We start from the raw sequence: 26,309 nt of genomic DNA, 5'->3' as shown, positions 1-26,309 counted from the left end.
TGTTAAATCCTTTAGTCTTCCAACTTCAGCATTTCATCAATAGTGCCTAAAAGAGTTTCCTCATTATAAGGCTTACCCAAGTAGCGGTTAACACCAATCTGTTCTGCTCGTTCACGGTGTTTTTCACCAGTACGAGAAGTAATCATGATGATTGGCAAATGCTTGAGTCTTTCATCATGTCGAATAATGGTAGCCAATTCGAAACCATCCATTCGTGGCATCTCAATATCCAACAACATCACATCAGGAATATCATCATGCAACTGAGTGATCGCGTCTACACCATCTTTTGCTGTCATCACCTGGAACTGGTGACGTTGCAACAATCTTGCAGTTACTTTACGAACCGTAATCGAGTCATCCACAACCATTACCACTGGTATGCGATCTTCGACCGGAGTTTCCTGAACCATGCCAGCTTCGTGTGAGAAGTCCCATTCGTGGAAACGGTCAACTAATGTCTGCATGTCCAGAATCAGTACAACACTACCATCACCCAGAATCGAAGCACCGGAAATACCTGGCACTGTCGAAATCTGACGCCCAATATTCTTGACTACGATTTCACGTGAACCAATTAATTCATCAACGTGAACCGCAATTGGCTTATCTTCACCCTGGATAATAAGAACTGGAACAAACTCATCCACAGGCGGAACAATATCTGAATTACGATCGAGAATCTGCCCCAGATAACGTAGTTCAAACTCTTCGCCCAGGTGCGAGAAAGTCTTCTCTTTATCTTGGTAAATCTCCAAGACTTCTTTTGCGCTAACACGTGCAACCGTTGTGATGTTTGATAAAGGAATGGCATAAGGCTCACCCTTCACTTTAACCATCAGAGCCTGGTTAGATGACAAAGTAAATGGCAAGCGCACTGTCATAGTTGTGCCTTTACCTTCTTCGGAGCTGATGTTAAGTGAGCCACCTAGCTGGAGGATTTCACTATGCACGACATCCATGCCCACACCACGACCAGAAATCTGAGTCACCGTTTCAGCAGTAGAGAAGCCAGGCTGAAGAATCAAGCGGAACAGTTCACGATCGGTTGGATTGTAAGATTCATCAATCATACCCTGCGAAATGGCACGAGCACGCACCTTATCCTTGCGGATACCGGCACCGTCATCCTGAATCTGGATGTAAACTTCGTTACCACGACGCGACAGACTCAAGTGAACAGTACCTTTTTCTGCCTTACCTGCCTTCTTACGATCTTCTTTGGACTCAATACCATGGTCGATCGCATTTCGTAACATGTGATCCAAAGGTGCAACCATACGCTCAATCACGGTACGGTCCATTTCACCTTCAGACTCTAGAATCAAATCGACGTCTTTATTCAACTCTGTTGAAATTTGTCTAACCATACGACGCAAACGGCTCTCGATACTATTAAAAGGAACCATTCGAGTACGCATCAGACGGTCTTGCAGTTCTGTATTTACTCGACCTTGCGCCAACAGGGTTGCTTCTGCATCACCCACCTTGGTTTCCAATGTTTCCTGAATTGACATCAAGTCACTCGCTGCCTCAAGCAGACTTCGAGTTAACTCTTGCTGACGTGTATATCGGTCCATTTCCAGCGGATCAAACTCATCAAAGTCCACACCCGCAATTTCACGACGGTAGAGTACCTGTGCCTCAGTTTCTATTTCAAGATTACGTAACTGCTCACGTAAACGATCAACAGTGGATGACATCTCACTTAAGTTGAAATTGAGATCAGCCACCTGCTGCTCTAGACGTGAACGGAAAATTGAAGCCTCACCAGACAGGTTCACCAGGTTATCCAATACTTCTGAGCGAACACGGATTACATCGCGGTTTGCTGCTTCTTTGGCTTCCTCTTCTTTCTGTTTCTGTCTGTCTGCAAGGGAAACAATCTTAACTTCGGCCTGCTCGCCTGATTCTGCTAAATCACGCTTATCAAGCTGTTCAAGTTGTGACTCAATAGCGGCTTTATCGTTCTCAAGCTTACGTAATAGTTCGACTGGCTGCTCAGGCATCTTTCCGTTACGGACCTGCTCAACCATTTCATGTAACTCATCATAGCTACGGCGCAACATATCTGCCCATCGGCTATGGCCCAATCTTGGGTCTCTGGCCAAGGTTTCGATAACCCCTTCTAATTTGTGAGTCAAATCTCCCACTGGTGAAATCGCAGCCAATTTTGCTCCACTCTTCAATGTATGCAGATTACGCATTGCAGTGTTTAGTGGTTCAACATTATGTAAATCGTTTGACCAACGCTCTATCGCCTCTTCATAAGAGGTCAGTAACTCTGATGCTTCGCCCAGGAACAACTCAGCAAGCTCTTCATTCCAAGCTGTTTCTTCTACCTCTGTGATTTCTGGCTCAGAAGGGTGCTTCGGCTCTTCCACTGGCGCTGTTTCTTCTACAGCTTCTGGTTCCAGTGGTTTAACTAGCTCAGGCTCAGGCGTCACCTCAGCTTGAGGACGAACATAAGCTTTGCCCGCTTTCTGCGCGGCAATAAAGCCCTGAATTTCATCAAGCATCGCTTCCGGTGATGGAATTCTGTCCGGGGTATTGCGTGCGTTAAATATCGCCAATAACTGATCTTCAGCTCGTTCAGCCAAATCGATGGCCTGTTCGGATGGAGCAAATAACTGATCAGTAATGGCTGTGTATAAATCTTCCAAACCGTGCGCTAAATCACCAATTGGTGAGAAGCCAGCCATTCTTGCACTACCTTTTAAGGTATGCAGATTACGCTGAAGTTCAGCAATGATTTTGTGATTATTCGGCTCCTGACGCCACTTCTGCAGTAACGCTGCATCGCTGTCAAACAGCTCTTCTGCCTCTTCACTAAAGATTTCCAGTAGCTCATCATCAACGTCTAAATCAAGGCTGATTGTTTTTGCATATTCTTTGCTGACTTCCTCCTGTTGTGCACTGGCTTCTTCAACAGTCTCTTCTGGTGCTCCTTCAGCCTCAGCAACCTCTTCTAAAACTTCTTCGGCACTATCATCGGTACCAGCCTGAGCTGGCTCTTCAGAGCCTGCAGCTTCTTCTTTAGTTCCTTGTACAGTCTCCTCAGTTAGCTCAACCAAATCTTCATCAAGCTCGATTGACTCTTCAAGTACTTCGTCCTGAGCTGTCTCTTCAGGTGCCTGCTCTGTTTCGTCAGATAGCTCTTCGGATAAATCCAACTCATCGCTTAGATCAAGTCCAAGTTCCTCAGCCGCATCTTCTAAACTTAAATCTTCAGTTTCTTCAGGCTCGTCAGTTGCCAGTTCTTCTTCCACAGGCTCCGAAGCCAGGAAGTCATCAGAGAATTCAAACTCAATGGAGTTATCATCTGTGGCAGCTTTCTCTTTAGATGTAGTTTCTTTCTCTGCTTTTTCCTGCTCTTCTTCGACTTTTGGTTTAAAGAAATCATCATCAAGGTTGAATTCCAGTGAGTTTTCATCCTGCTCGTATGCTTCTTTTTTCTCTTCTTGTTTGTCTTCTGGTTTAGCAGACAGGAAATCATCATCAAGACTGAACTCCAATGAGTTATCATCTGCAGGCTTTTGCTGCTCGCTAACTTCTTCAGTTGTCTCTTGTTCAGTTGTCTCTTCAATATGGCTGGCATCCGATGGAGCTTCTGCTTTTTCACTTTCTGATACTGGCTCAAGATCTAACTCGGTCGCTTCTTCCGGTTTCCAGGTTTGTAACGCCTGTACCAGATCGCTAGCTTCAGGTATTGATAAGTTTGCAGCCAGACAGTCGAACTGATTTTCAAGCTGGTTGTAGGCATCATGCAGTAGTACACCAATGGAGGTATCTACTTTACTTGCCGTCATATTGCGTTGTAATGCATCACTTAGTGCAGCTACCACCTGTTCGATCTCATTCAACTCGGCTTCGCTTAAGATGCTCTTCAGGCGGTCGACAGAGGCCATCAGGTAAGAAATTTTCTCAAGACGTTGCTGCTCTGGCGTTTCCTGCAGGTTGGTACTCTCGATATCAACCAACACATCCGAAGCAATATTAAAGATGTCTTTAATTAATTCTGGATCACGCCCTTGCTCCTGACCAGTCTCGCCAGACTCATCAAATCGTTTCTGTTGTTGACTTAACTGTTGCAGAATCTCTTCTTCGTGCGCTGAAATGACCTGATCATCCTCAGGCGTGCTGATGATATGCTTTAATAGATCCTTGGTATGATCAATCAAAGCCATATCGCCTTCTTCTGCTAATAACTCACGTGTTTTCAACTCCTGGAAATAACTTTCGACAGGTACAATCACGTTCGTTAATGACTGAATGTTGGCAATGTGTGCAACACCTTTAAGGGTGTGCAAGGAGCGTAACAGGTTGTCACTGATCTGACTTTGGGTAATTCCTTGCTGACGCTGATTAGCAAACATCTCTAAGCTAGTCACATGACCTTCTGCTTCCTGCTTGAAGATATCAAACAATTCCTGTTCAGCAGCCTGATCAGCTTCTTCTTCTGTTTGTTCCTGCTGTGGCTGAATATCAGTAATGATTTCACCACGACTAATTCGATTCGCCCTATCGGCTAACTCTTTCGGGAACTGTGTTTTCTCACCTTTAGCAAACTGCTTGACCATTGATGGCAACAGATTCGCTACTTCTTCGGTGGTTACAAATAGTGCCGGGGTATATTCAATGCTATGGTCAATCAGACGATTCAGCATATTTTCAATCGCCCAGCTCAGCTCACCGATATCAGTCGCACCAACCATACGACCGCTACCTTTCAAAGTATGAAAATTGCGGCGAATAGTATTTATAGCTTCACTATTAGTTTGATCCTGTTTCCATTCTGGGAGCAGGCTGTGCATTTCTTCAAGAACTTCATCGGCTTCTTCGATGAAGATCTCGCGTACTTCATCATCAATCAGCTCGTCACTATCATCGGATGCATCGTAAGTCTCACTTTCAACCATTTCGATTTCAGGCATTTCAAGCGCATCATCCAATATCGGTAATGATTCTTCATCAAGACTGCCATAGTGTGCTTCCAGCTCACCGATACTATCAATGGCTCTTTGCAATATCACCGGTAACCCGTGCAAGCCTGATGACATCAAGCCTTCCAGGTAGTAATCCACTGAACTGATAGCATCAGCCAAGGTAGAAATTTCGGCTTCACTAAGCACCACTTTTTCACTGATGAGATACTTAACGATAAAGTTTTTAGCTTTAGATATGACATCAAGCAGACTGTCTAACTGTGCAAAGGTTAAGGCACCTTCAACTTCTTTTAATAATTCAGGTGCCTGTTCTAAACGTTTAATGTTGTGGCTTTCATCAAGGTAATCCGTAATCGCATCTTTAACTTTGTGCAAATTGCCACGGCTTTCCTGAACCAGCTGATAACGTGCATTGATAATCTGTAGTGACTCGCCCTCGCCTTGCCCCAGGCTTTCATTGGCAAGCTGCTTACTATCCATCTTCAGAGCGCGTTCAATATAGTCTTCCAGCGACAAAATGCCTTCTGCGATATAAACCAAGCCCTGCTCGCGATCCGCTTCGGTTCCGTCCAGTAGATCACCAATCGATTTCATCTGCTTACTGATCATTTCCTTGGATTGGGTCAGACCCAGCATAGACATGGTATCGGAGATCTTTTGCATTGCTGGAACCATATCTTCCAATGGTTCGCTTTCCTGAGATTTAGTTCGAATATAAAGATCAAGCGACTCTTTAATTTCTCCCAAATCTTCTTTGATAACATTAAGGGCAATGCGGACACTTTCTGTGTCAGGACCGGTTAAATCGCTTGACTCACTTTCCAGATCTCCCAGCGAATCCATTAATTGATTCAGCTGGAATTTATCCTGTACTTCCTTAACCTGCTCATCTTCAGTATCGAATTGAGCAACATAGAACAAAATATTAATTAATACCTTATTGGCTTCTTCCTGGTTGGCTGTTTTTTCAATCAGCTCACGAATACGGCGATCCACCTGACCTAATAAACCTTTAACTACAGGTTTATCTTTCTTCGACAACAAAGCAATATTTCTTAGGAATACCGAGGTCACCCACCATAAGGTTTCATAAGGCACTCGATTTCCCAGTCCCCACAAGGTTTGCGTAACCTGATGCATGCGATCAAGATTGTTCTGAGTATCAACGTCACGAATAACACCCAGCAACCCTTGCTGAAACTTGGAGCGTAACGCCTTAACTTCTGCCAGGATATCGCCTTTTAACTCCACTTTCTGTTTCGGAGCAGGGGCTTCAATTCCCTCGGTAGGAATACTGATCAAATTACCTGCGCCTAGACTGTCAACTCCACGACAGGCACGCATGTCATTAATGGCCGGTAAAAGAATAACTGGAAGGTCTGATTTGCCTTCAGCATAACGGGATAGATAACTACGGAATCTTAAAATTGCTGAAAGGAATACTTCATAAGCTTTCTCATTTGAGTCTACTTTTTTCTCGCCAATTGCCTCGGCCAAAGCTTCCATTTCTTCTGCTAGCAATGCGGCTCCTGAGAACTCAAGCATTTGCATGGTACCACGAATCTGATGCATGCAATTTGCACAGAAGTGTATTTGGGTTTTATCCGTTTCATCTTCCGCATAAGCTCTAATCGCATTTTGCGCTTGTTCGAGCGTGCTTTCAATTTCGTCTTTAACCCAATTTAAAGCTACTTTTGTCTGATTATCTTTCATGCCTACACCATTTTTTGTAGCTATAGCTGCCGCTGATATGCCAAACAGTTTTTCTCGTCAATCCGTACCAGCTCCGGGTGTTTCCAATTAATAATTTCACCCAGTCCTAATATCAATACGCCGCCCGGAATCAATCTATCGACCAAACCTTCCAAGATCTTAATTCGATCTTCTGGGCGAAAATAAATCAGTACGTTCTGACAAAATATGACGTCATAATTTCGCTTTGGTGAATTCCCAATTTCATTGAGATTTCCCTGTAAGAACAATACTCGATTACGAATATGTTCTTTTACTCGCCAGTGCCGACTATCATGACGATTAAAATATGATGCCTGAATATCTGGCGACATCATGTGTAATTTTCTATCGCTGTAGATTGCGCGTCTTGCTGCACTCAGCGCTGGATAGCTAATATCTATTCCAGTTATACCGTAATAGAATCGTAATCCTTTTTCTGTCAACGAGTTCAAGCTTAACTCTTCCAGAGCAATTGCCAAGCTATATGGCTCTTCGCCAGTTGAGCAGCCAACGCTCCAGATTTGTACATTACAATCACTGTTAGAATTAGCTGACTGTATGATTTTTTGTTGACAAACATGCTGTACTAAATCAAACGACTCTTTGTGTCTAAAGAAACTCGTTTCGTGAATGGTCAATGCATCAATCAATTGAAACCATTCTAATGAAGCCCAGTTTTTATCCTGTAGCCTCAAATAATATTCGTCATAGTCCTTAAGATTCAGATCTCTAATTCGTTTTAATAAACTGGTTTTTAAAAAAAGCTGTCTATTAGCCGGAATCCAGATTCCTGAATACTTTCTAATTAGAGACTGCCAGCGCTCAAAGGTGGCAGTCTCCATATCAGGAACATGAGTTAAAGAGCTATGTTTCAACTAGTGGCCCGCGATTAGTCTTTCTTTTTAGAGTCATCTTCCAGGAAGATATCTTCGTCTAGTTCCTCAAGACTTTCACCAGCTTCTTTCAAGAAATCTTCAAGCTCATCGCTAGATTCCTGCAAATCATTATTTGCATCTTCAAGTTCTTCAGTTTCTTCATTCAATGATTCAAGAGATTCATTCAATTCACTATCTGAAGACTCTTCTGACTCTTCGATATCATCGAACATATTCTCAAAGCTTTCTTCTGAATCATCCTCAGCAACAGTGACATCATCACCGCGGAAGTAATCATCATTGGTAGAATCCAATTTGAAACCAGATACCGAACGACGAAGATCTTCTGACAACTCAGTCAACTTACCAATCGAGCGCGCTGTTTCCTGCGTACCTTCAGAAGTTTGCGTTGTAATCTCCTGAATAACGGTCATCGTATTGGATACATGACCTGCTGAAGCGGCCTGTTGACGCGCCGCATTCGAAATGCTCTGAATCAAGTCCGCCAGGTTAGTAGATACTGTTTCAATTTCTTCCAGCGCCACACCCGCGTCTTGCGCTAATCGAGCACCTCGAACAACCTCAGAAGTGGTATCTTCCATCGAGATTACCGCTTCGTTGGTATCCGTCTGAATCGTTTTTACCAGTGCTTCAATCTGTTTTGTCGCATTAGATGAACGTTCTGCCAGTCGCTGAACCTCATCCGCAACCACCGCGAAACCACGACCGGCTTCGCCCGCTGCCGATGCCTGAATCGCCGCGTTCAATGCCAGGATATTTGTCTGGTCAGCAATATCGTTAATCAAGGATACGATGTTACCAATCTCTTGCGATGATTCACCCAGACGTTTAATACGTTTCGATGTTTCCTGAATCTGCTCACGAATGGTATCCATGCCTCGGATAGTGTTTCGTACAACTTCACCACCCTTCTTCGCAATTTCCACCGATTTTTCCGCAACCTGAGAAGACTCAGATGCGTTGGCAGATACCTGCTCAATAGAAACAGCCATTTCGTTAATCGCTGCTGAAGCTCCGGTAATTTCCTGCGCCTGTTGGCGAGATGCTTCGGCCAGTGCTGTCGATGTCTGCTGCGTTTCTTCTGCAGATTTAGATACCTGATCAACCGCTTCGTTAATCGCACCTACCACACCACGCAACTGGTCAATGGTTAAGTTGAATGAGTCAGCAATCGCCCCCGTGAAGTCCTCGGTTACGGTCGCTTTTACTGTCAAGTCACCATCTGCCAAGCTATCAATCTCATCCAGAAGACGAATAATCGCTTCCTGGTTTCGTGCATTTTCTTCTTTCTCACGCTCTGCTGCGATCTCTGATTCACGTAAACGAACTTTCTCTGCTTTACGCTGGTTGGCGTACATGCCGACTAACAATAGTAAGATAAGAACAAACAGTGCACCGGAAATGTATGGGCTACCCGGCTCCGTGAAGCTGGTAGTCATTGCGGCAAACGCTGCTTCTACATTAGTGGTACTACCCAATAAGGCATCAGCTGAACCGTAGATTGAATCCGATGCATTCTGTACTTCAAACAGTTTTGGTGTACTGAAAACAATATAGTCTACTTTTTCACTGACGCTCTGGAACTCGTCTACAATGGCTTCAAGAGCCGCGCGTGCCTCGGGATTGTTCACACGTCGTATCTCAAGTAATGCATCACCATTTAACTGACCTTCCAGATAAACGCCGAAAGTATCAACGTCCTGACCGAAGTCTTCTGCTGCAATCTGTGCTTCTTCACCACCACGCAGGACTTTCTGCATGCCTGATGAAATACGCTCGGCCAACCATTTTTGTCTGGTCGCCTGGTGAACTTCTTCACCATCGGCGCGATTATCAAGCAGTATATCAATCACACTGTCATACTGACGTTGCATGGTCGGAATTTGTTCTGCCAACTCATCCGCATTAGTGTACATGCGGTTTACCACTTCCTGGTTTGCCAGGATAGCTTGAGTTTGCGGTTCAACTTCACGCCACAAGTTCTCAAGAGCTTTCAGTTCATTATTACGTACATTGGCCGGTGCCGGAGGCAAGTTGGTAACCCCCTCCCCATCATTCAACTTACGTAAATTACCACTGAACTGCTTAGTCGCCGCATCCAACTCAGCAAATGCTGACTGGGTACCCTGCGCCGCTTCTGAAGCATTCGTCGCAATCTGTTGCGACAATACCTTCATTTCAGACGCAAGCTCTGTTCGCTGAATACGGTTCTGACTTTCTAAGAAACCATAACCTGCATTAACCGCTAGCGCGATCAAGACAATGACTAATAAAAAAGCATAAACACCGATCCCTGATCGGCTAGCTTTCTTCATCTTCTTTTTGGTCTCACTCATAGGTTGCTCCCGAGACATCTAGACTTCATATTGTTGTAAAATTTACACAGCGACCTGGTGAAGTTCCGGACTTTCCGATAACTCCTTCATCCCAAAAACCCGCCATAACTCCCCGTTTCGTTCAAAGCCCCCCACAATGTAAGGAGCAATAACTGCATCGGCAGTCAAACTGCCTTCGACCTGCTCATCCTCTTCAAAGTGATGCAGGCCACGCACTTCATCAACAATCAGCCCTAGATAAGACCCTTGCTGATCAAGCACCAAAACTCGTTGTTTCAATACGTTTCTGGAACTTGGGCGACCCAGATACTCCTGCAAATCTACTAGCGCCAGCAATACACCGCGCAAGTTGGCAACGCCTTTGAGCCAAGTTTTGGCTCCCGGCACTTTAGTTGTGCTAGGTACAGGAATAATTTCAGAAATTTCATCCAACGGAGCCAGATAGTTCACGCCATTAAGCATAAAACCAACCCCACTATAAAAAGCGCCACCACTAACATCATGCTGTGGTAGCGAATCGCGATGTTTCTGACTACGTTCTGCTATGTCGGCAAGTATGCCAACAATATTGGTCGCATCAGTTCCAGACATAAGAGGTTATGATCCTAAAACGTTGTTCACTGACTCTAATAAAGAGGCTTCATCTACAGGCTTAGTAATGTAATCATTGGCGCCCTGACGCATACCCCAGACTCGGTCTGTTGCCTGTGACTTTGTGGATACGATAATGATTGGAATAGAAGAGGTTGATGGGTCTTTCTTCAATTGACGTGTCGCCTGGAAACCATTAAGGCCCGGCATCACTACATCCATTAAAATAACATCAGGATGGTTAGCCTTTGCTGAAACAATACCCGACTCACCATCAGGAGCCGTAATAACCTGATGCCCATTCTTCTCCAGCATACCGGTTAAAATATGTGCTTCTGTTGGAGAATCGTCAACAATAAGTACACGCGCCATTATAAATTACCTCTCTTTAAAATCTTTAATTCTTAATCAAGCCACAGCCGGTTTGTTTTGCAACTGCTGGGATATGGCGTTTAATAATTCGTCACGACTAAATGGCTTAGTCAAATAGTTATCGGAACCGACTACTCGACCTTTGGCCTTATCGAAAACCCCATCTTTACTGGACAGCATGATGATTGGGGTACTCTTGAAATTCTGGTTACTTTTAACAAGTGCACAGGTTTGATACCCGTCAAGGCGAGGCATCATAATATCGATAAAAATGATATCCGGCTTATAGTCGGCGATCTTGGATAAAGCGTCATATCCATCTACGCCGGTTACGACATCACATCCCTGCTTTTTCAAAAGCGTCTCAGCGGTACGACGAATAGTTTTACTATCGTCCACCACCATCACTTTCAAACCTTTGAACAAATCACTCATGTATGGCTACCTATGAACAGCGAAAATTCACTATTTAATAAAGAGTTAGCGCCTTTTCTTCAACTTTTTTTTAGATTTCTACTTACCTTTTATCATAAAAGTCAAGAAGTCGCAAAACAGTTCACATTTTCAGACTAATTCTGTTGCTGAATCCATGCAACCTTTTTCTGTTGAGAATAAAGGTTTTGCTGGTTAATGCTTCATGATAACTTATTATTAAACCACATGCTTTTTCTTTTATGCCACATTCTCTTTTAATGGTCATGGATCCCATTGACCAGATTAATATCGTCAAAGATACCAGTTTCGGTCTATTGCTAGAAGCGCAGCGTCGCGGCTGGGATCTGTATTATTGCCAGCAAAAAGATCTCTATCTTGATCAGGGCGAAGTACGCGCCAACTGTCAGTCGCTGCGGGTTTTCAACAACCCTGACAAATGGTTTGAAGTCGAGGCAAGCGAACAAAAAAGCCTGCATCGGTTCGGCGCGGTCTTCATGCGTAAAGATCCGCCTTTTGACATGAATTATATTTACAGTACCTACTTGCTGGAGCTGGCTGAACAGCAAGGAACCCTTGTAGTCAACAACCCCAGAAGCCTTAGAGATTGTAATGAGAAACTCTTTACCGCCTGGTTTCCTGAGCTGACACCACCCACTCTGGTGACCTCTAATGCCCGGCTTTTAAAGCAGTTTGTTGTCGAACAAAAAGACGTCATTCTCAAGCCGCTCGATGGTATGGGCGGAGCGTCGATATTTCGAATTAAACAGGACGATCCCAACACTTCCGTCATTATCGAAACCCTGACTGAAGGCGGGCGTCGCCTGACTATGGCTCAGCGCTTTATCCCCGAAATCACTGCTGGCGACAAGCGTATTCTGGTGGTTAATGGCGAAGTCATTCCTTACGTACTTGCCCGAATCCCGCAAAAGGGCGAAACTCGTGGTAACCTGGCTGCCGGCGGCAGCGGCGTGCCGATGCCGATCAGTAAGCAGGAGCAGGCACTTGCTGAGACCATTGCTCCGGAGCTGGTTAAACGTGGCCTCTATTTTGTTGGTCTGGATGTAATTGGTAACTATGTGACCGAAATAAACGTTACCAGCCCAACTTGTATGAGAGAATTGGACAAAGAGTATGATATCAATATCGCTGCCAAGCTGTTTGAAGCTCTCGAGCAGAAGATTACATAATAGCAGTCAGATAGCTTGCGGATAAATACAAACCCATGAGTCAGGTCGCACAACCGCCACAAAAAGAGCTGGTTAAGCTCAACCAATCCCCAGTCAAAGATGGTGACCGCCTTAAGTTCACCCTGTTTCTGGCTATCTGTTTCCACCTGTTGCTGTTCCTGGGAGTGCGCTTTGTGTTACCTGAGTCTGAGCCGAGCCAGATACCAATTGCGCTGGATGTAACCCTTGCTCAGCGCGAAAGCATTGATCCTCCAGACAAGGCAGACTTTGTCGGCCAGACCAACCAGCAAGGCGCTGGTGAGTCCGAAACCGCAGAGCGCGCCACCACTAAACTCGAACACTTCAAGAATATCGAAGGCCAAACCGACATGCCCTCGCTGGAGCTGGTTCCTGAACAGCACCAGTCTCAGCAGACTTTACAGCTGGTGACCAGCGATGATTCACAACAGTTGGTCGAACAACCGGTTGAGACTGAAGACAGCGAACAAAATACCCCTGATCAGGTCAATAAGCCAACAGAGATCACTCCTCCACCAGAAATGCTTGAGCAGTACAATCTTGAGCAGGATGTGGTCAATCAGCTGCAAACTCGGGGTATTAAGAAACGTCAGATTTCCGCCGCCATCTATGAATCCCCCGCCGATGCCGAGTATCTAGAGCTGTGGCGCAAGAAAGTTGAGCAGGTCGGTAATCTGCATTACCCGGAGCAGGCCAAACGACTCGGTATTTATGGCAGCCTCACTTTAAAGGTCAGTATTGATAAAGACGGTAGTCTGCTCGATGTTGTCATTTTAAGAACCTCTGGCGAAAAGATTCTTGATCAGGCGGCACTTGATATTGTTCGCCTGTCAGCACCGTTCGAACCATTGCCGGAATCCATTCGTCACAATACTGATATTCTGGAAATTGTTCGTACCTGGCAGTTCAAACCGGACAATAGCTTAAATACCAGAAATTGATACAATAGACACATCAATCACTCCTAATTTTTTGCGATAGTTTGCACATGGAAGCAATTCAATCTCTAGCCAATCATCTGCTTGTTGCCATGCCTAGTCTGCATGACCCTTTTTTTTCGCGTAGCGTAACCTACGTTTGCGAGCATAATGAGCAAGGTGCGCTGGGGCTGGTCCTGAGCCTGCCGCTGGAAGCCACTTATGATGAGCTGTTTAAGCACCTCAATATTGAAACAGAAGACAATATCGATAGCCGTGTTTTACTAGCCGGTGGCCCAGTGGATCGTGAACGAGGCTTTATTCTGCATAGTCCGCTTGGTAACTGGGAATCCTCTTTAGCTATCAGCAACGATATTGCGCTTTCCACTTCCGAAGATATTCTAAAAGCCATTGCCAAGCGACAGGGCCCAGAGGATGTTGTTATTACTCTTGGATATGCTGGCTGGGAAGAAGGACAGCTGGAAAAGGAAATCGAAGAAAATTCCTGGCTATTTGCTCCCGCAGATAAGGATATTATTTTCAGAACCCGTCCTGAAGAACGCTGGCTCAAGGCCACTCAGCTTCTTGGCATCGACTGGACTCAAATATCCGAACAGGATGGGCATGCCTGATGACGCAATTGACCGATGCCCAACGTTATCTATGCTTCGACTTTGGTGAAAAACGTCTCGGTGTAGCTACCGGTCTACGCTCTCAGATGTCGAGCCAGGCGCTGACCGTGCTTGATGTCAGCAACGACCAGCCAGATTGGGCATTGGTTGAAAAGCTGATCAAGGAGTGGCGCGTTGAAGCCTTCGTGGTTGGCCTGCCCTTAAACATGGATGACAGCGAACAACTTGTTACGCAAAAAGCGCGTAAATTTGCTGATCGGCTGCATGGCCGCTTTGGTCTGCCAGCCTACCTGCATGATGAGCGCTTAAGTTCTGCCGAAGTTAAAGACTACTTGTTTGAAATGGGCGGCTACAAAAAGCTTAAACAGCAACCGATTGATGCCTACGCTGCAGAACTTATTCTTAAAGGCTTCTTTGAACAGCATCAGTCTGCCTGACTTGATATTTGTCAATACAGCACAAACCTGCCTATAATCAGGACGAAGCTGGTTATAAAATGAGCACCGCTTGACGGATACTCTTGCTGATACAAAACTGATAAGGAGCAAGCACAGGGATTAATGCTGCGTAAACTCTCAAATGACCAAAAGTTGCTGTGGAGCTTTTTAGCGCTCCTGTGGATTAACTTTGTCATTTTTGCTGCCTTTAGCTACTTTGCACAACGCGATCAGCTTATCGACAATGCGCTTCAACAGCTGACCCATCAATCCGAACTAACTGGCAACACCCTTGACGAATGGATGTCCTCAAGGTTAGGTCTTGTTACTGGATTAGCTAACGAGATTGCGAATAAATCTCCCGACCAGCGCGAATCAATTCCCCAGGTATACTTTGAACGCATTGCCGCAACTGGGTTATTACAGTACTTAGGCTATGGTCTGGAAAATGGCTACTACATTTCAAATCCCTGGCCGCTACCTGATGGCTTTGACCCGCGACTTCGCCCCTGGTATCGCGAAGGAAAACAGGCCATGGAGCCGACTATTTCCGAGCCTTACCTTGGCGTTGATGACTACACAACCACTTACCTGGCATTTACTGCACCGATTATCAGAGATGAACAGTTCTATGGCGTAGTAACCGGTGATGTCAGTTTTAATGATATTCACCAAAAGATTTTATCCACCCCTGTCAGCTACAACGGTCAGTTCAACCTCATTAAAAGTAATGGCGATGCAATATTAAGACCTATCGATCCTGATAGTGATCAAACCCCGGCAGAGTTCTTTTCTAATAGCCTCAGTCGAGATGAGTTACGCAACACCTTAAGCGCCACATCAGTCACCGAGTTTACCGGTGAATCCTCGATCATTGTGTTTTATCCCCTGCAACACGTGAACTGGTGGCTTAGTGCGGAAGTCGACAAAGACGTTTTACTCACTCCTGTTTACCACAGCCTGACTAACATCTTATTGCTGTTCCTGGCTATCGCCCTGACTACAATCCTGTTGCAGAAGATTTACGCGCGCCGGATCTACAAACCAATTTTGCGCAAAATTCAGACTGACTATCACACTGATTTGCCAAATAAGAATACCTTTATTGAACAGATGCATAAGCTGACGCTGTCGAATCTGAAACATGGCCTGTGTATTTTGATTCATTTCAAGGATATGTCTTCTCTGCTATCCAGCTATTCGCAGGAGGTGGTGCTGGACATTCAGCGTAAAACTCTAAGACGGATAAAAAACAGTTTTGTCCGTGATTATATTGTTGGTTCAGTGTCACACGATCAGATTGCTCTCTTTGTGCCCTTCCTCAACTCTCCCAACAATACTTTTGTTGAGCGTCGCTTACAGCATCTGGAGACAGTGCTCAATGCACCTTTTCATATCGAGGATGAGAATCAGGAGCAGCACACCATTTTATCGGCAATAAATCTTGCCAGTGCCCGTTATCCAGAAGACGGTGGAGTCTTTGATATTATTCATAAGGCCAATATGGCACTTTCCACTCTACAAAATTCCAGCTCACACTACACCCAGTATCACAATAATGTCATCAAGCAACTAGCTACCGAGTCCGAGCTGATTCAGGCTTTTCACAATGCCCTGCAAAATGATGAGCTTTCACTGGTTTTTCAGCCTCAGATTGACTGTTCCAGCAATAAGATAACAGGCGTCGAGGTGTTTACCCGCTGGTATTCCAACAGCCTAAACAAATCAATCTCACCGCAAATTTTCATACCGCTGGCAGAAAAGCATCACCTCATTCGCAAGCTGTCCATCTGGCTACTCCATGCACTGTTTAGTTACATTAATGCCTGGTTGAAATCACGGTTGCCGGTGCCTCGTTTTGCAATCAACCTGTCGAGTCTCAATCTGCATGACCCAGTCTTTATCAAACAATTTTTCCAGCTGCTGAAAAGCTATAATATCCCTGCAGAACTGCTGCAGATAGAAATTACAGAGCATATTTCACTGGAGCTATTTTCTGATGGTGACAATCCCCTGCAAATCATGCGCAACCATGGTATCTCGATCGCCATTGATGACTTTGGTACCGGTTATTCTTCTTTAACCTATTTAAAGTATCTTCCGGTTGATACCATCAAGATTGATCGTACCTTTATTAAGTCCTTACCCGATAGTCAGTCAGATCTCGCCTTGAGTAAGGCAATCATTGATATCGGAAAGGAATTTGAGTTAAAGGTCGTTGCCGAAGGGGTTGAAACAAAAGAGCAATTAGAGCTGCTTAAGCAGCATGGTTGTTATCAGATTCAGGGGTACTTATTCAGCAAGCCTTTAACTGTGGATGAATTGTTTGAGTTTGTCGACAAATGGAATTTGCATAAACAACACAAGAAACTCATAACTCAGTAACTTATTCAAAAGCCGCAAAAACAAAGCAACAAAAGTCTAAAAAAAGGCCAGCTGTTACGCTGGCCTCGATATCTCTTACTGATGAATAACTAACTGCTAGAACATACGATTGCTTCGGTCATCATCCATCTCAACCTGTAGTCCATCGGTACTTTCTGTCAATGAATCGGCATCCTTTTCATGCAGTTTAATTTTCAGACGCAGGTCATTCGCAGAATCAGCGTATAGCAGAGCATCTTCATAACTGATTTCGCCCTCGACATAAAGATCGAACAGCGCCTGGTCAAAGGTCTGCATGCCAAGCTCTCTGGAGCGGGCCATTAACTCTTTTAACAGGTGAACTTCACCTTTGCGAATATGATCCGAAATCAATGGTGTATTGATCAGAATCTCAATCGCTGCACGACGGCCTTTACCATCTTTGGTTGGCACCAGCTGCTGAGCGATAATCGCGCGCGTGTTCAGTGACAAATCCATCAACACCCGTGAGTGCTCTTCTTTCGGGAAGAAGTGCAGGATACGGTCAATTGCCTGGTTCGCGTTGTTGGCGTGTAGGGTACATAGGCACAGGTGACCCGTTTCCGCGAAGGTAATCGCGTTAGACATGGTTTCCTTGCTTCGAACCTCACCAATCAGAATCACATCTGGCGCCTGACGCAGTGTATTTTTCAGTGCCGTTTCAAATGACTCAGTATCAATGCCCACCTCGCGCTGGGTAATGATGCATTTATCATGACGATGCACATACTCGATCGGATCCTCAATACTGATGATGTGTCCCGCTGAGTTACGGTTGCGATAACCGATCATGGCGGCCAATGAGGTTGATTTACCGGTACCGGTTGCGCCCACGAAAATAATAATCCCACGCTTTTTCATCGCCAGCTCATTGAGGATGTTAGGGATTTTTAATTCTTCAGTGGTTGGGATCTTGGTTTCAATACGACGCACCACCAGCCCAGGCTGATTACGCTGATAAAAAGCACTGGCACGGAAACGGCCAATATTTTCAACACTGATTGCATATTGACACTCTTTCTTCTCTTCAAATTCCTTCATCTGCTTTTCAGTCATTGAAGAGTGAATCAGTGCTTCCACCTGTGCCGGCGTCAACATGCTTTTAGTAACCGGACGAATCTGCCCGTTAATTTTAATACAGGGCGGACGGTGAACTGTGATAAATAAGTCCGACCCCTTGTGTTCCATCAAGGCTTTTAACAGTGGATTGATATCCATTAGCGACTCCTAGAACTCTTCTTTGTTCTTGGCTTTCATACGTGCATCGGTACGCGACACAATACCTTTACTAACCAATTGCTTTAAGCTGTGATCCAGCGTCTGCATACCCAGCGACAGACCTGTCTGCATAGCTGAATACATCTGCGCAACCTTATCTTCACGAATCAGGTTACGAATTGCTGGCGTACCCACCAGAATTTCATGTGCTGCGACACGACCACCACCATTTTTCTTCAACAGGGTCTGCGCGATAACCGCCTGCAAGGACTCCGATAACATGGAGCGAACCATCGCTTTCTCACCAGCCGGGAATACGTCAATCACACGGTCAATGGTTTTTGCCGCAGAGGTTGTATGCAGTGTACCAAACACCAGGTGACCGGTTTCTGCCGCTGTTAACGCTAAGCGAATAGTCTCAAGGTCACGCATCTCACCAACCAGAATGATGTCTGGGTCTTCACGTAACGCCGAGCGCAATGCATTTGAGAAGCTGTGGGTATCACGATGAACCTCACGCTGGTTAACCAGACATTTCTTACTTTCGTGAACAAACTCGATCGGGTCCTCAATGGTCAGAATGTGATCATGTTTATTTTCATTCACATAATCGATCATGCCGGCAAGAGTGGTTGATTTACCGGAACCGGTTGGCCCTGTTACCAACACCAGGCCACGAGGCTCTAATGAAATATCCTGGAAAATTTTCGGTGCGTTTAACTCTTCAAGAGTCAGTACGCGAGAAGGAATAGTACGAAATACCGCAGCACGACCACGGTTTTGCACGAAGGCGTTTACACGGAAACGGGCTAAATCTTTAAGTTCGAATGAGAAGTCAGCTTCGAGGAATTCTTCATAATCCTTACGCTGCTTGTCGTTCATGATATCGTAGATTAGCGAGTGTACTTCCTTGTCTTCCAATGGTGGTACATTGATTCGACGAATGTCACCATCAACACGAATAAGCGGCGGCATACCCGCAGAAATATGCAAATCCGATGCATTATTCTTTACACTGAAAGCTAAAAGCTCTGTAATATCCATATGTTAGACCCCACACCTGATAATTGCGTTTTAATAATATGTCTAGGATAGCCTCTCATCTTGCAGATCTGCAACTACAAATCGTAAAAACCTGTGCTAAGCGACGGATTTTTAAACACAATGTGCGATTAGTCGCTGTCAGTAAAAGACATCCTGCGGACAGCATCCGCGAAGCTTATGCTGCTGGTCAGCGCGATTTCGGTGAGAACCAGGTGCAAGAAGCGCTCAATAAAATTTCTCAATTGTCAGATCTGGACATTAATTGGCACATGATTGGTGCCATTCAAAGTCGCAAGTGCAAAGACATTGCGCAGCATTTTGATTGGGTACAAAGTGTCGATCGCCTGAAAGTGGCCGATAAGCTCAATCAGCATCGCGCTGACAGTCAAGCGCCGCTTAATGTGCTGATTCAGGTTAATCTATTTGGTGAAGGCCAGAAAGCAGGCGTTGATGCTGCTGCGTGCAAACAACTCGCTGAGGCCATTTTGCAGCTGCCGCGATTAAGGTTGCGCGGATTGATGGCAATTCCACCCAAGCAAACCGATGCGCAGGCTCAATATGCTCAATTTGAGCAGATTTATCAGCTTTATCAGGAGCTACAGAACCAATATCCTCACATTGACACCCTGTCGATGGGCATGTCCGGTGACTTTGAACAGGCAATTTTAGCTGGCAGCACCATGATCAGGTTAGGCACCGCCATCTTCGGCCAGCGCGATTAAAACGCCTGCAGGCCCGTAAAATAGCCAGTCAGGCCAGCCTTTGCTATGCTATGCGCACTTTTCGAGCTCATAATTCTCCAACCCATTTTGATTTAAACAAATAAGGTACTCATGTCTGACGCAATTCAAGCTATAGCAAATGCAAAAATTGGTTTTATCGGCGCCGGTAATATGGCGGCCAGTATTCTTGGCGGTCTGATCCAGTCCGGCCTTCCCGCAAATCAGATTTATATCAGCAACCCAAGCCAGGGCAAGCTGGATGCATTACTGGAACGTTATCCCGATCTGAATACCAGCAACGACAATGGCTATGTTGCCGAAAACGTTGACTATCTATTGCTGTCAGTTAAACCGCAGAAGATGGCTCTCGCTTGCAAACCATTGCAAGCACTGGACTTAAATTGCTGCGTAATTTCGGTTGCCGCCGGCGTTGCCTGCCAGACAATTGAACAACTGCTGGGTAAGCCTTTACCGGTCATCCGATCCATGCCCAACACTCCATCACTGATTGGCGCTGGCGCTACCGGCTTATTCGCCAATCAACATACCAGCGAGCAGCATAAAGCAGCTGCAACCGCAATTTTCGACGCTGTAGGCCTAAGTGTCTGGGTCGATGATGAATCACAAATGGATCTGGTCACCGCCGTTTCCGGTAGCGGCCCAGCCCATTACTTTTTGTATATGGAGTCAGTGGTCGCAGCGGCTATTGAGCAAGGCCTTCCTGAACAAACCGCCCGCCAACTGGCAGCGCAGACTGCACTTGGTGCTGCGCGCATGGTTCAGGACAACGCGGAGCTTGAAATCAGTCAGTTGCGCCGCAATGTTACTTCTCCGGGTGGCACCACTGCCGCGGCACTCGATGTGCTCAATGACGGTGGACTTCCCGACCTGATAGCCAAAGCCATTAATGCCTCCGTGGTGCGCGGCAAAGAACTGGCCGAAATCGCCAGCCAGCCTGACAACGATTGATTTTATTGAGAATCCTGACGCATGAACCCTGTATTTACTATTGTTGAATATGTTATCAACCTGTTTGCCATGGTCTTTCTGTTAAGAGTCCTGCTGCAACTGGGAAGCGCCGATTTTTTTAACCCTATCGCGCAATTTATCCACAAATTTACAGCACCTATCATTAACCCGCTACGCACGGTGCTACCGGATCTGGGAAAATTTAACCTTGCGGGTTTTTCCTTTGCCTTAGTTCTCATCACAGCCAAGATTTTTATATTCAAATATTATTTCCTGTCTGAAGCCGATGCAGCCATGCTAAAACCGCCGGTCATGCTGTTCCTGATATTGGTTGGACTGGGGCCTATTTCTGGCCTGTTTATGGTGATTTCAAACCTGTTGCTGATTCTGTTCATTGGTTTAATGATTGCCAGCTTTATGAGTGGTGGCCGCTACAATCCAGGTCTGGTTTTTCTGGCGCAGGTAACTCGCCCCATTTTGCGCCCAATTCAGCGCATCATTCCACCACTGGGTGGCACTATTGATCTCTCACCAATGATAGTTCTCGTCGGATTATTTTTCCTGCAGGGCATTCTGTATAACTTCGGCGTCAGCCTGCTCGGCCAATAAGCCACATCTTCGACCTTTTCCGTCATATTGCCCGGGTGTTTTTTAAGCATTCGGGCAACTCTTCAATGATCCACCGCTATTATTGTATTAAACTAGAGCTTTAAAGCAGAACTTTGACAGGTTTTCTCAACTGAAAGCCTCATCATCCAGGGAATATTGGAGGTCATTATGAACACCAGAATCTCAAGTCTCATTTTTTTGTTTATTGTCACGGCTAGTTTGCTTGCAAGCCCTGCAATGGCGGCTGAAAAGAAAGTGGGTGACTATATTATCTATTACAACGCTTTTAACAGCTCTTTTTTGCAGCCCGATGTGGCCAGCACCTATAAGATACCTCGCAGCGGTTTGACTGCTGTGTTAAATGTTTCAATTCATAAAGATGGCAAGCCAACCGAGCGCCCGGCGGTACCGGCCAATGTGCAGGGCAAAGTTACCAATAGTCTGACCCAGTTTAGTGAGCTGGCTTTTAAGGAAATTCGCGAAGAGAAAGCCATTTACTATATTGCCGACTTTCAGTTCCGTCCCGAAGAAGACACAAGCATTGAGTTTACGGTTAAAGTTCCCGGAATGGAGCGCCCCGAAACCATCAGCTTCAAGCAAAAGTTCTTCGCAGAATAAGTCGCTACTCCTAACACCCTGCGCCACCTGACATCAAGCCACCGCTCTTCAAGCCAGTGAGCTTTTAGTTAAGTGGTGCAGTCTTTTTAAGTTATAATCTCCCACTTCAGACACTCAATCAGATTGTGTTCATGCAGAAAATTGTGCTGGCATCCGGTAATGCCAAAAAAGTTAAAGAACTCAGCGAGCTACTCGCCAGCTTCGACTACCAGATCATTCCACAAACAGAGCTCAAGGTTTCCGAGGTTCCTGAAACGGGCACTACCTTTGTTGAAAACGCCATTATCAAGGCCCGCCACGCTGCAAAGGTAACCGGCCTGCCTGCCATTGCCGATGATTCAGGTATTGAAGTCGATCACCTCAAAGGTATGCCGGGCATTTACTCTGCACGCTTTGCCACTCTCAATGATCCCGAACATCAGGGCAATGCTGACGATCAGGCCAATAACGATTTGCTGCTTGAGAAACTCAAAGGCGTAGCAACGTCTGAGCGAACAGCCCGCTATCAATGCATTCTGGTATTTATGGAGCATGCCGATGACCCCACACCGATTATCTGTCAGGGTAGCTGGGAAGGTCGTATTTTAGAGCAGGAGCAAGGCAGTGGTGGTTTTGGTTATGACCCGTTGTTCTGGTGTCCGGAGCATCAATGCGCCGCCGCCGAATTATCCGCTGAGCAGAAAGCCGCTATCAGCCATCGCGGCAAGGCACTGCGTAGCCTGATGGAACAACTCTCCGCTTTACGCACCGCCAGGAATCTATAAATAATATGTCGCTCCTGACCAACCCTCCTTTATCCCTATACATCCATATTCCCTGGTGTATTCGCAAATGCCCTTATTGCGACTTCAATTCGCATGGCATTAAGCAACTGGGCGGGCTGGACGCAATTCCTGAGCAGGAATACATCGACAGGCTGTTGCTCGATCTGGAACAAGAGCTGCCGCTGGTATGGGGAAGGCGGTTGCACAGTATTTTTATCGGTGGCGGCACCCCCAGTCTGTTTTCGGCCGAAGGCATGGATCGGTTGATCAGCGGAGTGCGTGCTCGCATTCCCTTTGAGGGCGATATTGAAATTACCATGGAAGCCAATCCCGGTACTTTTGAAGCCGAACGTTTTGCCGGTTTTCGTCAGGCCGGCATCAATCGTCTTTCGATTGGTGTGCAAAGCTTTAATGCTAAGCACCTTGAGCTTCTAGGGCGGGTGCATAACCCCGAACAGGCGATTGCCGCTGCCGAGTTCGCTCATCAGGCCGGATTCCGCTCCTTTAACCTCGATCTGATGCATGGCCTGCCTGACCAGACTACTGAGCAGGCGTTAGCCGATCTACAAACAGCGATTGACTTAAAACCACAGCATATTTCCTGGTATCAACTGACCATTGAGCCTAACACCCTGTTTTATCAGCAGCCGCCAACCTTACCTGTCGACGATACACTGTGGACTATCCAGGAACAGGGACAGGCTTTGCTAAAGCAATATGGTTACCACCAATATGAGGTTTCCGCTTATAGCAAAGAGCCACAATACCGCTCCCAGCACAACTTAAACTATTGGCAATTTGGCGATTATCTTGGCATTGGCGCTGGTGCCCATGGCAAAATCACCAGACTCGATCTTGATCGCATTGAACGCACCACCAAAAGTCGTCACCCTAAAGATTATTTGCAGAAGTCCGTATCGAAAATTCGTACCAGCCAGCCGATTCCTTCGCATGAACTACCCTTTGAGTTTATGCTGAATGCCTTGCGTCTTTTACAGGGTGTCCCAGCAGCTTATTTTTCACAACGGACCGGACTGCTGCCTCAGGTCATAGCCCCTATCATTGAAACGGCTATTGGCGATGGTTTGCTCAGTTCTGACAAAACCATGATTCAGCCTACCGAGAAAGGCAGCCTGTTTTTGAATGAGTTATTGCAACGGTTTATTGTAGAAATTGACAATTCTTCACAAACTAAATCCGCACAAAGCAACTCAATTCCTATAAAATCTCTGAATTAAAACTTACGATAGCCCGAAGATCTAACACAATAAAAAGGATATTCGTCATGGATTTCACAAGATTGACCACCATAAGCCTGCTTAGCACCCTCTTAATTGTCAGCTGCGACAATCAGTCTGACGTAGAGAAAAAGCCAAGCATCAGTAAAGTTACCAACAAGAGCTCTGAGCAAACAGTGACGGAGAATCTCTCCGCTCAAAAGATTTCAGCCGACTACATTTGCGCCCATCTGCTGGTCAAGACTGATCTTTTTGGCAACAACCTCACCTTAAGTATCGAAGATAAGAGTTATCAGCTAAGCCTGGTCGAAAGCGCCTCAGGTAGCAAATACACCAGTAAGAACAATAATGTCAGCTTCTGGCAGAAAACTAATGGCGCCATCCTTGAGCTGAATGGCCAGCGATACAGCAACTGTGAAAAAGTCACAGTGCAACAATCCGGTAGTGACAACAAACATCTCAGACTACCCTTTACTGCAACAGGCAATGAACCCGGCTGGTCATTTAACCTCACTAAGGACGAACTGGAATTTAATACAGACTATGGCCAGAAAACTATTCGCACCGCCATAACACACACACCTTTAATTGAATCAGGAAAAACTATTCAATTCGAAGCGGATGGGAAGGTTTTAACCTTACTCGCCGAAAAAAAGCTATGCCATGACACTATGAGTGGCATGCCTTATCCCTACACAATTTCGATACAACAGGAAGAAGACACTTATACAGGTTGCGGGGGCCAGCCCAGTTCTTTGCTTACCAGAACCCCCTGGTCAGTGCTGACTATCAATGACCAGATGCTGGTGCAGGACTCACGTATCTCGCTAAATTTCAACAATACCTCTCAGCTGGCAGGCGTCGCCAGCTGCAATCGCTACTCAACCTCATACACCCTGACCGGCGAAGGCCTGTCAATTGGCAGCATCACCACCACATTAATGGCCTGCGACCCCGCACTGATGGAACAGGAAGCGAGCTTCCTCAAATATCTCGCCAACGTCACCCGCTTTGATATTAACGACAGCGGCCAACTGGTTCTGTATACCAGTCAGGGAGCCAGCCTGCTGGCAAAACCAGAAATCCAATAAGCAGAAGTAGGGTGTGCCTTGGCGGACCAATATGTTCAAAAATTAATGACGATTTTGAGATCATGAAATAACAAAGTTATTCTTAAGCACCCTTTTCAGCCGAGAGATTCGCTAGAAGTTCAAGGCTTGCAAGCTTCGAGTCGCGCAGTTGGCAAATAGCCAATACCCAAGAGGGCAGACCCTGAGCACTTTGCGAAGCTTGCGTAACGCAGAAACTCTACCCGCAATGAACTTCCAATAATTAGGATATTTTGCCGAGAACGCGGCATTTCATGAACGAAAAGAGGAGTTACCAAATCGGGTAATGACGATTTTGAGATCATGAAATAACAAAGTTATCGGCAAAATAGACAATTATTTGGCTGAAAACATCAGATCCCAAACCCCATGCCCTAACTTTTGTCCTCGCGCTTCAAACTTAGTCAGCGGACGCGAGTCAGGCTTAGGCACATAATCTCCGGACTCTGACAAGTTCTTGAACTCTGGCATTGGGTTTAATACTTCGAGCATGTGCTCAGCGTAGTTTTCCCAGTCTGTTGCCAGATGCAGGACTCCGCCTTTAACCAATTTTTTATGCAGCTTCTGGCAAAACTCGGTTTGCACGATGCGACGTTTGTGGTGTTTCTTTTTGTGCCAGGGATCGGGGAAGAAGATTTGAATTCGGTCGAGGCTGCTATCAGGAATACACTTATCAATAATTTCTACTGCATCGTGATTAATGACACGCAAGTTGGTTAACTCGTATTCTTCGGCCAGCACCAGACAGGCACCAACTCCGGGTTTGTGTACTTCGATGCCGATAAAGTCTTTATCGCGCTCGGAGGCAGCTTGCTCTGCAAGTGATTTGCCCATACCGAAGCCAACTTCTAAGACCACTGGCGCTTTGCGACCGAAAATATCCTCAAAATCATAAGGCTGCTCCTGGAACTCCAGTCCCATGGTTGGGAATAACTCTTCCAGTGCGCGCTGTTGGCCTTTGGTTAAACGGCCTTCTCGCAGAACGTAACTACGGATTTTGCGGATTCGTTTTTCACTTTTGGTTTCTTCGGAACTCACTGATTTGTCTCGACTTGCAGGAATTGGCGCGATTTTAGCACACTCTTTGTTCAGTTTTGCATCATTAGCTTTGGCC

General features: G+C 45.8%; 21 protein-coding genes. 12 read left to right on the top strand and 9 right to left on the bottom strand.

Annotated features, from left to right (window positions below; all coding sequences use genetic code 11):
• Positions 1-11: 11 nt before the first annotated feature.
• Genes HUJ19_RS01760 through pilG form a run of 6 tightly spaced genes read right to left on the bottom strand, consistent with a single transcriptional unit; the run spans position 12 to position 11,310 of the window.
• Positions 12-6,659, bottom strand: a complete 6,648-nt coding sequence (locus HUJ19_RS01760) for an Hpt domain-containing protein (protein ID WP_290621867.1) — start codon at positions 6,657-6,659, stop codon at positions 12-14.
• Positions 6,660-6,679: 20 nt separating this feature from the next.
• The gene (locus tag HUJ19_RS01755; protein WP_290621865.1) at positions 6,680-7,555 is read right to left on the bottom strand and encodes a protein-glutamate O-methyltransferase CheR; all 876 of its coding nucleotides are present in this window, start codon (positions 7,553-7,555) and stop codon (positions 6,680-6,682) included.
• Positions 7,556-7,569: 14 nt separating this feature from the next.
• Positions 7,570-9,912 carry a methyl-accepting chemotaxis protein gene (locus tag HUJ19_RS01750; protein ID WP_290621864.1) on the bottom strand — a complete coding sequence of 781 codons (2,343 nt, stop codon included), beginning with the start codon at positions 9,910-9,912 and terminating at the stop codon, positions 7,570-7,572.
• A gap of 42 nt (positions 9,913-9,954) precedes the next feature.
• The gene (locus tag HUJ19_RS01745; RefSeq protein WP_290621863.1) at positions 9,955-10,503 is read right to left on the bottom strand and encodes a chemotaxis protein CheW; all 549 of its coding nucleotides are present in this window, start codon (positions 10,501-10,503) and stop codon (positions 9,955-9,957) included.
• 6 nt (positions 10,504-10,509) lie between these two features.
• Positions 10,510-10,875 carry a response regulator gene (locus HUJ19_RS01740; protein ID WP_106645784.1) on the bottom strand — a complete coding sequence of 122 codons (366 nt, stop codon included), beginning with the start codon at positions 10,873-10,875 and terminating at the stop codon, positions 10,510-10,512.
• A 36-nt stretch (positions 10,876-10,911) separates the two neighbouring features.
• Entirely contained in the window at positions 10,912-11,310 is a 399-nt protein-coding gene (pilG, locus tag HUJ19_RS01735; RefSeq protein ID WP_012800161.1) for a twitching motility response regulator PilG, read from the bottom strand.
• 239 nt (positions 11,311-11,549) lie between these two features.
• Between pilG and gshB the strand changes: the two genes are divergently transcribed.
• From gshB to HUJ19_RS01710, 5 genes are all read left to right on the top strand, one after another.
• The gene (gene gshB, locus HUJ19_RS01730; protein ID WP_290621857.1) at positions 11,550-12,497 is read left to right on the top strand and encodes a glutathione synthase; all 948 of its coding nucleotides are present in this window, start codon (positions 11,550-11,552) and stop codon (positions 12,495-12,497) included.
• A 35-nt stretch (positions 12,498-12,532) separates the two neighbouring features.
• On the top strand, positions 12,533-13,456 hold the full coding sequence (locus tag HUJ19_RS01725; protein WP_290621856.1) for an energy transducer TonB: 924 nt from the start codon (positions 12,533-12,535) through the stop codon (positions 13,454-13,456).
• Positions 13,457-13,503: 47 nt separating this feature from the next.
• Positions 13,504-14,064 carry a YqgE/AlgH family protein gene (locus HUJ19_RS01720; RefSeq protein ID WP_290621854.1) on the top strand — a complete coding sequence of 187 codons (561 nt, stop codon included), beginning with the start codon at positions 13,504-13,506 and terminating at the stop codon, positions 14,062-14,064.
• Positions 14,064-14,501: a Holliday junction resolvase RuvX gene (gene ruvX, locus HUJ19_RS01715; RefSeq protein WP_290621852.1), complete on the top strand. Its 438-nt coding sequence runs from the start codon at positions 14,064-14,066 to the stop codon at positions 14,499-14,501. The genes HUJ19_RS01720 and ruvX overlap by 1 nt, the downstream gene beginning before the upstream one ends.
• A 123-nt stretch (positions 14,502-14,624) precedes the next feature.
• Positions 14,625-16,886 carry an EAL domain-containing protein gene (locus HUJ19_RS01710; protein ID WP_290621851.1) on the top strand — a complete coding sequence of 754 codons (2,262 nt, stop codon included), beginning with the start codon at positions 14,625-14,627 and terminating at the stop codon, positions 16,884-16,886.
• Between the two features lie 96 nt (positions 16,887-16,982).
• Here HUJ19_RS01710 and HUJ19_RS01705 read toward each other — a convergent pair whose 3' ends face one another.
• Positions 16,983-18,122, bottom strand: a complete 1,140-nt coding sequence (locus HUJ19_RS01705; RefSeq protein ID WP_290621850.1) for a PilT/PilU family type 4a pilus ATPase — start codon at positions 18,120-18,122, stop codon at positions 16,983-16,985.
• A 9-nt stretch (positions 18,123-18,131) separates the two neighbouring features.
• Positions 18,132-19,166 (bottom strand): type IV pilus twitching motility protein PilT, encoded by a 1,035-nt coding sequence (locus HUJ19_RS01700; protein ID WP_290621849.1) that lies wholly within the window; start codon positions 19,164-19,166, stop codon positions 18,132-18,134.
• A gap of 38 nt (positions 19,167-19,204) precedes the next feature.
• On the opposite strand from HUJ19_RS01700, the gene HUJ19_RS01695 reads away from it, so the two are divergent.
• The 7 genes from HUJ19_RS01695 (at position 19,205) to HUJ19_RS01665 (ending at position 25,177) form a co-directional block, all read left to right on the top strand.
• Positions 19,205-19,888, top strand: coding sequence for a YggS family pyridoxal phosphate-dependent enzyme (locus HUJ19_RS01695; protein WP_290621848.1), 684 nt, complete (start codon positions 19,205-19,207; stop codon positions 19,886-19,888).
• Between the two features lie 111 nt (positions 19,889-19,999).
• Entirely contained in the window at positions 20,000-20,857 is an 858-nt protein-coding gene (gene proC / locus HUJ19_RS01690; protein WP_290621847.1) for a pyrroline-5-carboxylate reductase, read from the top strand.
• A 21-nt stretch (positions 20,858-20,878) separates the two neighbouring features.
• On the top strand, positions 20,879-21,466 hold the full coding sequence (locus tag HUJ19_RS01685; RefSeq protein WP_290621846.1) for a YggT family protein: 588 nt from the start codon (positions 20,879-20,881) through the stop codon (positions 21,464-21,466).
• Positions 21,467-21,634: 168 nt separating this feature from the next.
• A complete protein-coding gene (locus HUJ19_RS01680) occupies positions 21,635-22,084 on the top strand; it encodes a DUF4426 domain-containing protein (protein ID WP_290621845.1) in 450 nt (149 codons plus the stop codon).
• Between the two features lie 131 nt (positions 22,085-22,215).
• A complete protein-coding gene (gene rdgB / locus HUJ19_RS01675; protein ID WP_290621844.1) occupies positions 22,216-22,848 on the top strand; it encodes an RdgB/HAM1 family non-canonical purine NTP pyrophosphatase in 633 nt (210 codons plus the stop codon).
• Between the two features lie 5 nt (positions 22,849-22,853).
• Positions 22,854-24,086 (top strand): radical SAM family heme chaperone HemW, encoded by a 1,233-nt coding sequence (gene hemW, locus HUJ19_RS01670; protein WP_290621843.1) that lies wholly within the window; start codon positions 22,854-22,856, stop codon positions 24,084-24,086.
• Between the two features lie 47 nt (positions 24,087-24,133).
• Entirely contained in the window at positions 24,134-25,177 is a 1,044-nt protein-coding gene (locus HUJ19_RS01665; RefSeq protein ID WP_290621842.1) for an META domain-containing protein, read from the top strand.
• Positions 25,178-25,531: 354 nt separating this feature from the next.
• On the opposite strand, the gene trmB is transcribed toward HUJ19_RS01665, so the two are convergent.
• On the bottom strand, positions 25,532-26,233 hold the full coding sequence (gene trmB / locus HUJ19_RS01660; RefSeq protein ID WP_367273950.1) for a tRNA (guanosine(46)-N7)-methyltransferase TrmB: 702 nt from the start codon (positions 26,231-26,233) through the stop codon (positions 25,532-25,534).
• Between the last annotated feature and the right edge of the window lie 76 nt (positions 26,234-26,309).

The sequence above is a fragment of the Kangiella sp. genome (assembly GCF_014762745.1).
Taxonomy (GTDB): Bacteria; Pseudomonadota; Gammaproteobacteria; order Enterobacterales; family Kangiellaceae; genus Kangiella.
Note: the sequence above shows the minus strand (reverse complement) of the source record. Positions and strands in the feature narration are given on the sequence as shown.